The organism is Microbulbifer maximicatervae (SeqCode), from assembly GCF_052468095.1.
This window is the reverse complement of the sequence record NZ_CP174332.1, coordinates 682,507-697,606: the sequence shown is the minus strand read 5'-3', so window position 1 is coordinate 697,606 and position 15,100 is coordinate 682,507. Positions and strand designations below refer to the sequence as shown.

The 15,100-nt window shown below is 50.0% G+C and carries 11 protein-coding genes; 6 read left to right on the top strand and 5 right to left on the bottom strand.

Annotated elements, in window-relative coordinates; translation table 11 throughout:
• Positions 1–128: 128 nt before the first annotated feature.
• Positions 129–749, bottom strand: coding sequence for a 23S rRNA (uridine(2552)-2'-O)-methyltransferase RlmE (gene rlmE, locus ACJJIL_RS02985; RefSeq protein WP_108734402.1), 621 nt, complete (start codon positions 747–749; stop codon positions 129–131).
• 143 nt (positions 750–892) lie between these two features.
• Between rlmE and yhbY the strand changes: the two genes are divergently transcribed.
• Positions 893–1,195: a ribosome assembly RNA-binding protein YhbY gene (gene yhbY, locus ACJJIL_RS02980; protein ID WP_413663230.1), complete on the top strand. Its 303-nt coding sequence runs from the start codon at positions 893–895 to the stop codon at positions 1,193–1,195.
• Between the two features lie 34 nt (positions 1,196–1,229).
• Here yhbY and ACJJIL_RS02975 read toward each other — a convergent pair whose 3' ends face one another.
• The 4 genes from ACJJIL_RS02975 to ACJJIL_RS02960 form a co-directional block, all read right to left on the bottom strand.
• Positions 1,230–1,604, bottom strand: coding sequence for a hypothetical protein (locus ACJJIL_RS02975; protein ID WP_413663231.1), 375 nt, complete (start codon positions 1,602–1,604; stop codon positions 1,230–1,232).
• Between the two features lies 1 nt (position 1,605).
• Positions 1,606–3,213 (bottom strand): S41 family peptidase, encoded by a 1,608-nt coding sequence (locus ACJJIL_RS02970; protein ID WP_445361175.1) that lies wholly within the window; start codon positions 3,211–3,213, stop codon positions 1,606–1,608.
• Between the two features lie 214 nt (positions 3,214–3,427).
• A complete protein-coding gene (pntB, locus tag ACJJIL_RS02965) occupies positions 3,428–4,819 on the bottom strand; it encodes a Re/Si-specific NAD(P)(+) transhydrogenase subunit beta (RefSeq protein WP_445361174.1) in 1,392 nt (463 codons plus the stop codon).
• Between the two features lie 15 nt (positions 4,820–4,834).
• Entirely contained in the window at positions 4,835–6,382 is a 1,548-nt protein-coding gene (locus ACJJIL_RS02960; RefSeq protein WP_445361173.1) for a Re/Si-specific NAD(P)(+) transhydrogenase subunit alpha, read from the bottom strand.
• Between the two features lie 773 nt (positions 6,383–7,155).
• Between ACJJIL_RS02960 and ACJJIL_RS02955 the strand changes: the two genes are divergently transcribed.
• The 5 genes from ACJJIL_RS02955 to nirB all read left to right on the top strand — a co-directional run bounded on the left by ACJJIL_RS02955 (position 7,156) and on the right by nirB (position 15,038).
• Positions 7,156–7,743, top strand: coding sequence for an ANTAR domain-containing response regulator (locus ACJJIL_RS02955; protein ID WP_413663235.1), 588 nt, complete (start codon positions 7,156–7,158; stop codon positions 7,741–7,743).
• Positions 7,744–7,750: 7 nt separating this feature from the next.
• A complete protein-coding gene (locus ACJJIL_RS02950; protein ID WP_444896159.1) occupies positions 7,751–8,815 on the top strand; it encodes a CmpA/NrtA family ABC transporter substrate-binding protein in 1,065 nt (354 codons plus the stop codon).
• 180 nt (positions 8,816–8,995) lie between these two features.
• Entirely contained in the window at positions 8,996–10,459 is a 1,464-nt protein-coding gene (locus ACJJIL_RS02945; RefSeq protein WP_444896158.1) for a NarK family nitrate/nitrite MFS transporter, read from the top strand.
• Complete coding sequence (locus ACJJIL_RS02940; protein ID WP_444896157.1) at positions 10,449–12,230, top strand: bifunctional protein-serine/threonine kinase/phosphatase; 1,782 nt, start codon at positions 10,449–10,451, stop codon at positions 12,228–12,230. The genes ACJJIL_RS02945 and ACJJIL_RS02940 overlap by 11 nt, the downstream gene beginning before the upstream one ends.
• Positions 12,231–12,500: 270 nt before the next feature.
• Entirely contained in the window at positions 12,501–15,038 is a 2,538-nt protein-coding gene (gene nirB, locus ACJJIL_RS02935) for a nitrite reductase large subunit NirB (RefSeq protein ID WP_444896156.1), read from the top strand.
• Positions 15,039–15,100 lie beyond the last annotated feature (62 nt).

Sequence of the window (15,100 nt, the reverse complement as noted above, 5' to 3'; positions counted from 1 at the left end):
CCGGCCACATCAATACCGGATAAAACCAGTATAGGTGCGGGGGGTCAACAGCCTTCGCCCCCGATACAGGTATCGCTTATACCATATGGGGAGTCAGACTAGAAATACGCCGATGTTCTCAGTCGCTCTCAACCCTTAAATCCTCGCGCCACCACGTATACTTCACGTGAACGGGGGCGGGAGGCGCCAGGTTTACGAGTTACGACACTGTTGTAGCTCCCACGCAAGTCGCGGATCAACTCGTCGAAACCCTCTCCCTGGAATACCTTTGCAACAAATGCACCACCGGGCTTAAGCACCTGCCGGGCCATATCGACCGCCAGTTCCACCAAATACATGGAGGCGGGCTGATCAACATCGCGTATCCCACTCATATTGGGGGCCATATCGGAAATCACAAGGTCTGCCAGTTCATCGCCCATGCGCTGTAACAGTTCACTGAGCACCGACTCCTCGGTAAAGTCCCCCTGGACAAAGTCCACACCGGCCAGCGGGTCCATCGGCAATATATCTGACGCCAAAACCTTACCTTTGTGCCCTACCAACTCCATCGCTACCTGGGACCAGCCCCCTGGAGCCGCACCCAGGTCGACAACAGTCATTCCCGGCTTGAATAAGCGGTCCTTATTTTGTAGCTCCTGCAGCTTGTAGCTGGCACGGGAGCGATAGCCCTCTTTTTGGGACTGTTTGACGTAATGGTCATTAAAATGTTCACGCAGCCAACGGTGGCTGCTCTTAGATCGGCCCATCGGGTACAATGCCTACAATCACTACAGCTTAATTATAAGAGCGGCCACTGGCCGCGATCGGGTCCGCCGAACAAACGCTGGCGACGATCGCGATCTGTGGCCGCTCCCACATCGAATTCCACAAAGTGGTAATGGAGTATTGTATGCCTTTAACCGCCGACCGCAAAAAAGCTCTTCGCTCTCTAGGTCACAACCTGAAACCTGTCGTGACCGTAGCCGGCAACGGGCTGAGCGAGGGGGTGATGGAAGAACTGAACCGTGCACTCGAAGACCACGAGCTGATCAAGGTCAAACTGATGATCGCCGACCGGGAAGTACGCCACCAAATCGTTGGTGAGCTTTGCGAAAAATCCTCATCCGAGCTGATACAGGAAATCGGCAAGATTGCCCTGATTTTCCGTGCAGCGCAAAAACCGGATATTCGCAAGTCCAACCTGCTGCGTTAAACAAAAAGGGGAGCTAATGCTCCCCTTTCTTTTCTCAACCAGTGGAAACTGGCTTACACATCACAGGCAACTCCCAGGATTCTCCATTGGACAATCGCCTCAACCAGCATTTCTCACCATTGCCGACTAATTGAAACTTGATCGGCCGCCCCATATCCCGGCCAATCAGAGCCATCTTTTTGGGATCATTCTCAATCACCAAAATAGTATCGTCCACAAACACCCTCGGGCCCAGGGTCACATTAACCCCGCCCAGCGCTTGCGAAACTGCCACCTGCAGCTTGTCCTGAATCTCCGGGCTCGTTTCCAGTAACAGTGCCGGTTGTGCAGTTTCAATATTTTGCTGGGAGGAGCAGCCAAGACACATCAATGCAAAACCACAAAGTTTAGCCAAAGCTGCCTTTTTCATTTTATTTCACCATTATGCGGTTACTGCGAGAGACTTCCTTGGTCACTCGTGCATTGAAAGCGGGGGCACCCTCGCTTTCACCGGAAATGGAGAATGCGCTAACCGCAATATCTCCACATTCGCCAGTCTCAATGTAATTCAACGCAGTGGCAAATCGCGCTTCATCAGCATCACCCAAGAGATTGTCAAAGTCATCCCCAATCACACACCCGGGCAAATCTGCATCAGTTCCATAATTACCATTGGGTACAAAGCCATCGGAGTAATCGCCAAAGCCTTTTGCATTCACACCGGAGAACTGAATAGTGAAATAAGTGGTGCCACAGTTATCCAGGGGATAAAAACCGTAAGGCTTACCGCAAGTAGTCTCACCGATCTGAATAACTTCTACATCAATTCCGCGCAAGCCATTGATAATTGCCTCACTGGCTGAGCAGGTATTTTCACTGGTTAAGACAAACAGTCGCGACAGATTTAAAGTCGGCAATTCTTCCCCGTATAAAGACTCATCAACAAAGCCCAGACCGGTCGAGTAGAATGGAGTCCCATCCAATGGCGCTCCGGTAATTGGGTTAGTTTCCGGATGCTGGTCGTTAAACTGGGCAATTTCAAATACCTGCCCCGCAGTATTATCACCTGCGATCATATAAGCTAACTCTGCAGCGATATCGAGGTAACCACCACCGTTATAACGAAGGTCTAGTACTAAATCGTCAACAGACTCAGACTCAAGCTCGCTGACAGCATCAATCAATTCCGCTTCGGCTGTCGCAATATGATCATTGAATAACATATATCCGACTTTGCGGCCCGAATTTGTGTCCACCGTTTTAACATATTGAACAGGATCTGATTGCACTGGTGATGCGACCAAAGTGACAGTCTCAATCGTTGAAGAACCCAAAGGTCTTATTTCAAATACATGGGACTCACCATCGTTTTCCGGCCACATACCGTAATTTAAGGTATCGACATCATCACCATAAGCCAGGTCAACGCCGTCCACACTGATAACTTCTGCACCGCGGGTGATAATATCCGGCAGATTACCACCGTTTTCTTCGTCCAGGTAAGCGACTACCGCTTTACGTGGCGGTGTACTGGAGAGTAAAGCCCACTGAATACCATAGCCAACGTAAACCCCAGACTCCGTTTGTGAATACCACTCATCTGACGGAACCGTATAATGAAAACGATCTTTTTCTCGGCCGGAAGGGGTTAAGGCGAAAGTTTTTAGCTCATCGAAATAAGCTAAAGAATCATCGAAGCTCGCTGGGTCCTGGTCTTCAATCTCGTCGTACCATAGGTAGAGCTCATTACTCATTGAGCGCAGCCAGTTATTCTCATCCTCGCGGGTGCCCGCTACATCAGCGTAAGCTGAACCCGTTGCTGGGTCTGTGCCACTGCGAGGGGAAACACACTGATTTGCAAAGGATGAAGACGGCAGAAAGTTATCTTCTTCCCAGGTGCCGCCAACGACAGTTGGCGAGCCTGACACACCCCCATTCTCGGAGTCGGAACTACCACCGCCTCCACCACAGGCTGCCAACCCCAAAGCCCCCAGAGTAACAAGCCCTGTTAAAGCTAGCTTATGTAGACGGATTTCCATCCCCAAACTCCTTATTAACCCTTCAACTCGTAAAGATACGTAAAGAGCCGGAGCCTATCATTATTTCTCGGAGGCTTCGATAACCAAATTTTTCATCAAAAAGAAATTACCAGCCCTAAACACAGAAAAGCCTGGAGAGACACTTTCTATTTTGTGCCCCTACAAGCCTTTCAGTGCAATATAGGTTTTTTATCCTTTACAATTTGGCTAGTAATTAATTGCCGACTTTACCCAAAACCCCCTGCAAACTATCTTTTGCATCACCGAACAGCATGCGTGAGTTTTCTTTGTAAAACAGTGGGTTAGCAACTCCCGCATACCCGGAAGCCATAGAGCGCTTAAGGATAACAACCTTACCGGCCTTCCAAACTTCCAATACCGGCATACCTGCGATTGGCGAGCCCGGTTTTTCCACTGCATCCGGGTTTACCGTGTCGTTAGCACCGATCACCAAAACCAAATCTGTAGCGGGAAAGTCTGGATTAATCTCATCCATTTCCAGAACGATATCGTAGGGCACATTAGCCTCGGCCAAGAGCACATTCATATGTCCGGGAAGACGTCCAGCTACCGGGTGAATACCAAAGCGCACTGTTTTGCCCGCTTTTCTCAAACGATCAGTCAAGTCACTAACCGCCTGCTGGGCATGGGCAACCGCCATTCCGAATCCGGGAACAATAATGATACTGTCCGCCGTATCCAGTTCATCCGCAAGCTCCTGTTGATCAATGGCAATGACTTCACCATCGACTTCCTCATCGGACACTTCACCACCATCAGAGCCAAATCCACCGAGAATAACGCTGATAAAAGAGCGGTTCATTCCCCGGCACATGATGTAACTCAGGATGGCACCGGAAGAACCCACCAGGGCGCCCACTACAATTAACAGGTCATTGCCCAGCATAAATCCGGTAGCGGCAGCGGCCCAACCGGAGTAGCTGTTCAGCATGGATATAACCACCGGCATATCAGCGCCGCCAATAGCCGCCACAAGGTGAATACCTAACAGCAATGCAATTGAGGTCATTAACAGCAAGTTAATAACCGTACCCGCATGCACATCTGCCGGTACAAACAACACACCCAGAACAATACAGACCAAAATGGCAATCAAGTTAAGCCAGTGCCGGGCCGGTAGCATTAATGGTTTCCCGGAAACCAATCCCTGCAACTTACAAAAAGCAACCAAAGAACCGGTCAGGGTAATTGCCCCAATAAATACACCCAGGTATATCTCAGTGCTGTGGACAACATGAGCAGCTCCGTGTAACTCCACAACTGGATCGAGGAAACCGCCCCAACCAATTAATACCGCAGCCAAGCCGACGAAGCTGTGTAGCAAAGCAACCATTTGTGGCATTTGAGTCATAGCTACACGCTTGGCCAGTGCCAAACCAATCACCGCGCCGACGATCATGGCGATGGCGACCATCCAGTAAGCCCCGGCGGCCACTCCAGCAATAGTGGCGATAATGGCAACTGCCATTCCCACCATGCCGTAAATATTTCCCCTGCGCGCAGTTTCGTGACTGGATAAACCTCCCAGACTCAAGATAAACATCACTGCCGAGAAGAGATAAGCCATTGCAATCATACCGTTCATCACTCTCTCCTCCCCTTACCGGCGAAACATTTTCAACATACGGTAGGTCACAAAGAAACCACCGAATATATTAATACTGGCCACCAACACGCCGATGAAAGCAAGCAGGCTCACCAAACCCGAATTGGCAATCCCAAGCTGCACTAACGCACCAACAACCACTATGCCGGAAATTGCATTAGTAACACTCATTAGCGGAGTGTGTAGCGCATGAGTAACATTCCAAATCACTTGCCAGCCAACAAATATTGCCAGAACAAATACGGTAAAGTGCGAGACGAAATCAGGAGGTGCCACGCGCCCCAACCACAGCAATAAGATTGCCGCGATCGCCCAAAATGCAAAAATAGATACGGGAGATTTTCGTTTCTCAGCTTTCTCCTCAACAATTTTCACTTCTTCAGTAGCTTTCACCGATGGCTTGGGCTGAGCCGAAATTTTTGGTGCGGGTGGAGGCCAGGTAATCTCACCGGATTTAACCACTGTGGCACCACGAATCACTTCATCTTCAAAATTGAGATTAACCTCACCATCTTTCTCTGGAGTTAGCTCCCCAAGCAGGTGAGCGAGATTGGTTGAATACAGGCGCGAGGATTGTGCCGCTGCTCGACTGGGCAGATTGGTATAACCAAGAATAGTGACGCCGTTCTGCTCCACTTTTTCATGAGCCACCGTATAGTCACAGTTACCGCCCATTTCTGCTGCTAAATCCACGACGACAGAACCTTTAGACATACTGTCGACCATATCTGCAAGCCATAATTTCGGAGCGGGTTTCCCCGGAATTAAGGCAGTGGTAATCACAATATCCACTTCTTTGGCCTGCTCGCGGAACAGTGCCATTTCAGCATCAATAAATTCCTTCGACATCACCTTGGCGTAACCACCGGAGCCCGAGCCTTCCTCCTCAATTTCTACGGTGAGGAATTCAGCCCCCATGGACTCCACTTGCTCACGTACTTCAGCGCGGGTATCGAAGGCCCGCACTATAGCTCCCATGCTTTTTGCCGTACCTATTGCAGAGAGCCCCGCTACACCAGCACCAATAACAAGTACTTTTGCCGGGGGAATTTTTCCTGCTGCCGTGATCTGCCCTGTAAAGAAGCGACCGAAATTGTGGGCAGCCTCCACAACCGCACGATAGCCGGCAATATTTGCCATGGAGCTGAGCGCATCCATTTTTTGCGCGCGGGAAATTCTTGGAATCGACTCGACCGCTAGCGCATTGATATCGCGCTCGGCAAGCTTCTGTAGGAACTCGGCATTTTGTGCCGGCTTCAGAAAGGCGATCAGCGTAGCCCCTTTGGGAATCAGGGCCAACTCTTGATCAGTTGGTGCTTGTACTTTTAATACTATGCCCGCATCAGCCAGGCACTGTTGCATATCCTCACGGATTTCTGCACCGGCTTCAGCATAAGCTTCATCAGTAAAACTGGCCCTGTTACCAGCCCCCTTCTCCACCGCTACGGAAAAACCCAAATCGCGTAATCGTCTTACGCTATCGGGAGTCGCTGCAACACGTGCTTCTCCCTCTGCGGTCTCTCTAGGTATGGCTATAATCACCGCCGTGCCCCTCTTAGTTGATTTTATGAACTTACAGCTACATCTACCTCAAAAAGTATTGGATTGCCCAATTTATAAACAGATCGAGTGTAAACGTCGTCAAAGGGGATGAAAAGGGGGATAACCTGATAGCCGTAATTGGTGAAATTAATAAGACTATATATCCTGAATTGGCTATATAGACCTGAGAGAAATAAGCAAAAATTAGTCTCGCTCGAAACCTTTTCCCTGAAGTTAAATTGCTATTTGTTTATCCAAAATATAAGGGATTTTCCTTTTTGAATGGCCTCACCGATCAATTCACTATGAATTTTCAATCCAAAAGAATCCCCACGGTAGAGCAAGCACCTGCAAATAAACAGAAACTACAAAAATTTAGGGGTAACTGACTATTTTTAATAACCAAAAATAGATCACCAAATACATCATGTTAGTTAAATATTATCGACGAATACGGATGCCACATTACGTTTATAACAAAAAATAACGCGCCATGTGACAGTCTATTCACGCAAACCACAAATGTGCAGATGATTTTGCTTCCATAGTACCAAGTCACACTTTTCTGCCTGAAAAATATGTACTAGCCCCCTACTTGTGCAAAAAAAACAATATCCGCAGAATGTCGCACCAGGAAAAAGCAGTAACATCAGATTTATCTCATGGAATTAGAGACATACATCCACTCCCCCACCTCTGCGTATTTGGCACAACTATTGATTAAAAGTTGGTAAAGCCCAATAAAAATTATTAGATGAGTGCCGCAGTAAATTGTGACTAATCCAAGCCCTGGAATCATGCTGGTCGATGACAATCCCGAGCGCGCCCACTTGGTTTGTGAGCGATTACGTGCTGCTGGCTACAGCATTCTCGCCCAGATCAACAGTGCCGAAGGCCTCCTCTTCCAGGTGGAAAAATACCGTCCGGATATTGTGTTGATAGATATCGAATCCCCGGACAGGGATATCCTGGAAAGCCTGGCCATAGTTAATCGTGAGGCGCCGACTCCGGTGGCCATGTTTTCAAGTAGCGGCAACGCAGACTTCATTAGCCGCGCGGTCGACTCCGGGGTAAGCGCCTATATGGCCGAGGGAATGACTCCTGAGCGCGTGGCACCAGCGATAGAAATCGCTATGGCACAATTTAAACATTTCCAGCAATTGCGTCAGTCTCTCGAGCGCACCCAGCAGCAACTCACAGAGCGAAAAGCGATCGAGCGGGCCAAAGGGCTATTAATGGCCAAGAAGAACCTCAGTGAAGAGGATGCCCATAAGACCTTGCGCAATCTCGCGATGAACAGCAACTCAACCATCCATACAGTTGCCGAGCAAGTTATCCAATATTTTCAGAAAGAGCATTAGAGTACCGATGTCAGCCCTTCTGTGCCCGGAAAAAAAGACCATCAAACTGCTTTACCTGCGCCTGACCGACAGCGCACCGCTGATTGTCGCCAAGGAACTAGGCTACTTCCAAGAACATGGATTAAAAGTACAGCTGCAAAAAGAAACAAGCTGGGCCACCCTGCGAGACAAGTTAATTGCGCGCAAGGCAGATGCTGCAGCAATGCTCGCTCCTATGCCCCTGACACTGGAACAAGCTTTACCCAATTGCCACGAACGCTTGTTAAGTGGGTTAATTCTCAGCTGCAACGGTAACGCTATTACCCTTTCCGCAGAATTATTCGAACGCCTGCAAAATTACTGTGAAGGTGACTCTCAAAGTGATATCGCCTTGGCACTTAAGCGCTATCTGCATGGCAATAAACACCCTCCTACTGTCAGACTCGCCACAGTTTATCCATTTTCAAGCCATAGCTTGCAATTAAGGTACTGGTTGCGCTCCGTCGATATCGACCCGGACCGGGATATAAAACTGGTGGTATTACCGCCTGAACAAATGCTGGAAAACCTCCACAGTGGCGTTATCGATGGCTATTGTGTAGGCGAACCCTGGAACTCCCTGGCCGCCCACAAAGGGTCCGGAGTGGTCATTGCAGCCTGTAATACACTGCTGCCAGCTATGCCGGAAAAAGTGCTGACAGTCACTGAAAGCTGGCATCAAGCCAACCCTGCAACCCACCTGGCCCTAAGGGCCGCTCTTCTCAAAGCCTGTACCTGGCTTGCCGCACGCGCAAACAGAGCCGAAGCTGCCAAGCTCTTGTCCCTGGGGCAATACCTCAACCTGCCTGAGGAGCTGATTCAACGCTCTCTCAATGACCAGATTCTCTACCATCGGGACCGGGAAATCCTCGCCAATCCCGGCTGGCACCTCTTTGCCCATATTGATAACGACTGTGGGCGTCCAACTCAGGAAAAAGCACGGCAGCTACTGGAGATGTATTCAGATCTGGGGAGCTCGACACTTCGTGCAGCAGAAGCCTATCGTCCAGACCTCTACCGGCAAACGGTGGATTTCCTGCTCGCAAAAAAATAGTGGCACATTAATTGAATGGAAATAATTCGATGATGCAATTGCCTTCCCTCAGGCGCATCAGCGCGGTGAAGCGGTTGTTCGCCGAATATAACGGGCAACGAAGTCCATCGTCTGCAGTCAAGCGGCTGCAGCTTTGGGCTTTTTTTGTGCCTGCGGAATTAGCAAACAAAGGAAATGCGCATGTCCAGTGACTCACTCAATCTATTCTCGTTCCGCGGGAAGATAAAAGTGCTCCACCTAACCTGGGTGGCCTTCTTTATCACTTTCTTTGCCTGGTTTAACCACGCACCATTGCTAATGGCAATTGCGAAAAGCCTTTCATTGACTCCGGACCAGGTCAAAACCCTACTTATTTTAAACGTGGCCCTGACAATTCCCGCGCGCATTGTAATCGGGATGCTCACTGATAAATATGGCCCCAGACTCACCTATTCGCTATTACTGGCAATCGGCAGTGTGCCTTGCTTTATTTTTGCCCTGGCAGACAATTTTGTGCAGGCAGCCATTGGCCGATTCCTTTTGGGCTTTATTGGTGCAGGTTTTGTTGTAGGTATCCGAATGGTGTCCGAGTGGTTCCCGGCTCGACAGCTGGGTACCGCGGAAGGTATTTACGGGGGATGGGGAAATTTTGGCTCAGCTGCAGCAGCCATGTCCCTGCCCACTATCGCCCTGTTTTTTGGCGGTGACGACGGCTGGCGTTATGCCATTGGCCTCACCGGCGCAATCGCACTGGTTTACAGCGTAATTTATTACTTCTCTGTGACTGATACGCCCAAGGGGTCAACCTATTTCAAGCCAAAAAAAATTGGTGCTATGGAAGTCACCAGTCCCGGGGATTTTATCCTGCTTCTGGTGATGAAAGTGCCCATGTATGCGGCACTGGCTCTGCTAACCTGGAAATTATCTAGCGGCGTTGCATTAATATCCAACCTTACTGCCAACCTGATCTATGCAGGCCTGGTACTACTGTACCTTCTGGACGCGTATAAAACCTACAGTATTAACCGTGAAGTACTCAGCAACCCACCAGCACCGGTACACCGCTATAAGTTTAAGCAAGTAGCAGTTTTGAATCTGCTCTACTTCGCGACTTTCGGTTCCGAATTGGCTGTGGTTTCCATGCTGCCCCTGTTCTTCTCCGAGACCTTTACACTGGACCCGGTAAAAGCTGGCTTGCTGGCCTCCGCCTATGCCTTTATGAACCTCATGTCACGCCCTGCCGGCGGATTGATTAGCGACCGCTGGGGCCGCAAACCTACCCTGCTGATCCTCACCGCTGGCCTGGCTCTGGGTTACTTCACTATGAGCATGATCGATGCCGAATGGCCCCTGTACCTGGCGGTCGCCGCTGCCATGGCCTGCTCCTTCTTTGTGCAAGCTGGTGAAGGCGCTGTATTCGCAGTGGTGCCCTTAATCAAACGCCGCCTAACCGGGCAGATTGCCGGCATGACTGGCGCCTACGGCAATGTCGGAGCCGTTTTCTATCTCACCGTTCTCAGCATGGTGTCTTACCAGGCCTTTTTCCTGGTAATCTGCGCTACCGCATTGCTCGGCTTTGCCGCCCTGCTTCTACTGGAAGAACCGGAGGGACAAATGGCAGAAGTACACCCCGATGGCAGCGTATCCATGATCGATGTTGCCTAATAACGATCTACCCACTGCAGCGAGCACAATAGAATCCGGGCTCGCTGCTAGTGACAGTTCGCAGGACAATAAAGAAGATGCCCTGCAACTGTTCACTGCCTCCTGCGCCGGACTTCGCCAACACAATGACGACGCCTGCGCAGTGCGGCTTCCCGAAGGCGCTGAATTACAGCGCCACGGCAGCCTTGCGGCAGTAGCCGACGGTGTTGCCAATGCAGAAGCCGGCGGTGAAGCAGCCCGCGCTGCCATCAATGGATTCTTTTCCGATTATTACAGCACCCCGCAAACCTGGTCGACAAAGCACGCTGTTGCGCGGGTTTTGCACTCGCTCAATAGCTGGCTATTTCGACAGAGTGGCGGCAGTGCCGAAATTAAACGGGGTTGGCTGACCACTTTTTCTGCCGTTATTTTCAAAGGCACCAGCGCACATCTGGTTCACATCGGCGACTCCCGGATCTACCGACTCCGCGACAGGAAATTAGAGTGCTTGAGTAGCGATCACAGCCACAGCCTCGGACCTGGACGCACCTTTTTGAGCCGCGCCCTGGGAATGGATGCTCATATTGAAGTGGACTACCGCTGTGAGGAATTGCAACCCGGGGATATTTTCCTGCTGAGTAGCGATGGGATTCACGATTTTCTGCCTGAGACAGAGTTAATTGAGCTATTGCTTAATTTTTCCAGTTCAACCCCACAAGGGCTTATTGATGCTGCTCTGACAGCGGGCTCCACCGATAACCTGACTGCTGTCACTTGCCGGATAAATTATGTAGGGCTGCCCCAATGCGATGAATTGGCTATGCGCAATCGCGAACTCCCGTTCGCACCTGACCTGCGCCCAGGCCAAAAGCTCGACAATTTCCTTGTTTTACAGGAATTACATGCCAGCAGCCGCAGCCATCTCTATCTGGCCCGAGACCTCAATACCGAAGTATTGCGGGTGATAAAAACTCCCTCAGTTAATTTCTGTGATGACCCCCACTACATCGAGCGATTTATTGCTGAGGAATGGACCGGGCGACGAATCTCCCACCCAGGAATTATTAAAGTTTTTGCTCCGACTTCTGAAAGGCACTGTCTCTATCATATTCTCGAATATATCGAAGGACAGACTTTGCGTCAGTGGATGCAATTACATCCACAACCTCAAATTCCCCAAGTGCGGGAGCTAATGGCACAACTGGTTAGTGCGTTGCGAAGTTTACAGCGGTTGGAGATCGTTCACGGCGATCTCAAGCCAGAGAATATTATGATGCGCAACGACGGGCGCCTGGCAATCATTGATCTCGGTGGTGCCGATGGCCCAGGGCTCAGAGAGCAATTACATCTATCTGGTGAAACAGCACCCGGCAGTAAGAATTATACAGCTCCGGAATTCTTTTTTGGGGATAGCGCCAGCCATCGATCAGACATCTTTTCCCTGGGAATCATTGCTTATGAATTACTCACGGGCAAATATCCCTATCCCGAGCGCTTTGGTAGCTACCACTACCGTTTAAAGAACTATAACCAAATGCGCTTTACTCGCGCATCCGCACACCGCAAAGATATTCCCTACTGGATTGATAGCGCTCTACAAAAGGCTTGTGCTCCTGATCCTAAAAAGCGCTACAACGCATTGTCAGAATTTATCCAGGATCTGCAATCTCCCAGCCCAGATTTTAAAGCCCCCCAAAGCCGTCCCCTGCTAGAAAGAAATCCGGTTCTTGTCTGGCAGCTACTAACTTTAATTCTACTGCTCTCTCATCTGCTCTACTTCTTTTGGCGCTAATACATAAGATTTGAATAAGCACATTTACAGCGCAGAAAATTAATTAAATGCACCACTTTGTCGCAAAAATTGTGGACAATCAGGCCAAACCCCCTTTATTACTAAAAATAAAATTGGCATAGAGATTGAATGTATTTAATTACCAACAAATTATTCCCCCATTACGAGGCAACGGCGCCTGTACTCTTCGGCAGAAGAGGAGACGCCCTTGCCATTTCAGACGGGCTCTCTTCCTGCCGAATAAAACGAATTGAGACGGCAGGATTGTAAATGAAGGCAAATGTTAAACCTCAAAAGCTGATTGTGATTGGCAACGGTATGGTCGGGCACCATTTCCTGGAACAGCTCGCCAACCATCAATACGCCAACCAGTTTGATATCACCATATTCTGTGCAGAGCCCCGTCCCGCTTATGACCGGGTCCACCTTTCCGAATACTTTGCCGGACGCACAGCTGAAGACCTGTCCATGGGAAACTTGGAGCAGTATCAGCAGTGGGGTTTTAATATCCTGCTCAATGACAAGGTGGTGCAAATTGATCGGGACAATAAAACAATTACTGCGGCAAGTGGAGCCAGCCACTCTTACGACCAATTAATACTTGCCACCGGCTCCTACCCTTTTGTTCCGCCAATACCCGGCCATCAACACCAGCGCTGCTTTGTATATCGAACCCTGGAAGATCTCGATTCCATTCGCTCGATTGCCGCCAGTGCAAAAAGTGGTGTAGTTGTCGGCGGTGGCCTACTGGGCCTGGAAGCTGCCAATGCCCTGAAAGCCCTGGGACTTGAAGCCCACGTTGTCGAGTTCGCCCCAGGCCTTATGGCCACTCAGTTGGATGAAGGTGGTTCAGCCCTATTAAGAACAAAAATTGAAGCACTCGGGGTTCAGGTACACACCAGTACCGCCACGGAATTGATTGAAGAAGTAGACGGCCGCCTGCGTATGCAGTTCAAGGGAGATAAAGAACTGCTTACCGATATGATTGTTTTCTCCGCAGGCATTCGCCCCCAGGATGAACTGGCAAAATCCAGCGGGCTGGAAGTTGGCGAACGCGGCGGGATCGTAATTGACAGCAACTGCCGTACTTCAGACCCGAATATTTTCGCTATCGGCGAATGCGCGCTTTACGATCAGAAAATTTTTGGCCTGGTCGCTCCCGGTTACAGCATGGCGCGTACTGCTGTCGCTCAACTGACCGGTGGAGAGGAAAGTTTTAACGGTGCTGACATGAGCACCAAGCTGAAACTCCTGGGCGTACAGGTCGGTTCTATTGGCGATGCCCATGGTCGCACCAACGGCGCTGCCGCTATTACTTTTGTAGACGAGCAGAGCGGTGTTTACAAACGTATGATCACCGATAGCGAGGGAAAAAAGCTCCTGGGCGCGGTAATGGTAGGAGATACGGATGACTACGATACCCTGCTGCAATATCACCTCAACGATATTGATCTGCCCGAACACCCGGAACAATTAATTTTACCGGCAACCGATGGCGCAGCTCCCGGGCTGGGTGCTGCTGCACTCCCCGCTTCGGCTACCGTATGTTCCTGCCACAATGTAAGTAAAGGCCAGATTATCGACGCCGTTGCCGGTGGCTGCCACTCACTGGCTGATGTTAAGGATGTAACAAAAGCATCTACAGGTTGCGGTGGTTGTGCTGGGCTACTGAAAAATATTGTCGATGAAGAGCTAGCGGCGCTCGGCATGGAAGTGAACAATCACTTATGCGTGCACTTCCCCTTCTCCCGCCAGGAGTTATTCCACATTATCCAGGTGGAAGAAATAAAAACCTTTAGTGAATTATTAAGCAAACACGGTTCAGGGCGCGGCTGTGAAATTTGTAAACCTGCAGCCGCATCCATATTTGCCTCCCTGTGGAATGAACATATTCTGGAGCAGACTCACGTCGGCTTACAGGACACCAACGATACTTTCATGGCGAATATGCAGAAAAACGGCAGCTATTCTGTAGTCCCGCGTATTCCCGGCGGCGAGATCACACCGGAAAAATTAATAGTGATCGGCGAAGTGGCCAAACGCTACAACCTCTATACCAAAATTACCGGTGGCCAGCGTATCGACTTGTTTGGCGCGCGCCTGGAGCAGCTACCGGAAATTTGGCGAGAACTGATTGATGCCGGATTTGAAACCGGCCATGCCTACGGCAAATCCCTGCGCACGGTTAAGTCTTGTGTTGGTAGCACCTGGTGTCGCTTTGGGGTTCAGGACAGCGTTTCAATGGCCCTTCAAGTAGAAAATCGTTACAAGGGACTGCGTTCTCCACACAAAATAAAAATGGCTGTTTCCGGCTGTACCCGTGAATGCGCTGAGGCTCAAAGCAAAGATGTCGGGGTTATTGCCACTGAAAAAGGTTGGAATCTATTTGTTTGTGGCAACGGTGGCATGCGCCCCCGCCATGCAGATTTGTTCGCCACCGACCTGGATGACGAAACTCTTATCCGCTATATCGACCGTTTCCTGATGTTCTATGTGCGCACCGCCGATAAATTACAACGCACATCTGTGTGGCTGGAAAATCTTGACGGCGGCCTGGATTACCTGCGCGAAGTCATTATCGATGACAAGCTGGGGATTTGTGCCGAGCTGGAAGTCCAGATGGCCCGAGTAGTAGACACCTACCAGTGCGAATGGAAAACAGCCATTAACGATCCGGAAAAACTCAAGCGCTTCCGTCAATTCGTCAATAGCAACGAAACCGATGAAAAGATTGTTTTCGTTAAGGAGCGTGGACAACCGCGTCCGGCAACCACTGACGAGCTAGTGGAAACAGCCGAATCCGCCTAAAGCTTCTCCCGGCGGCGCAAGCCGCCAGTTATACCTTTATTAATAAATTGCTTTTGAATCCT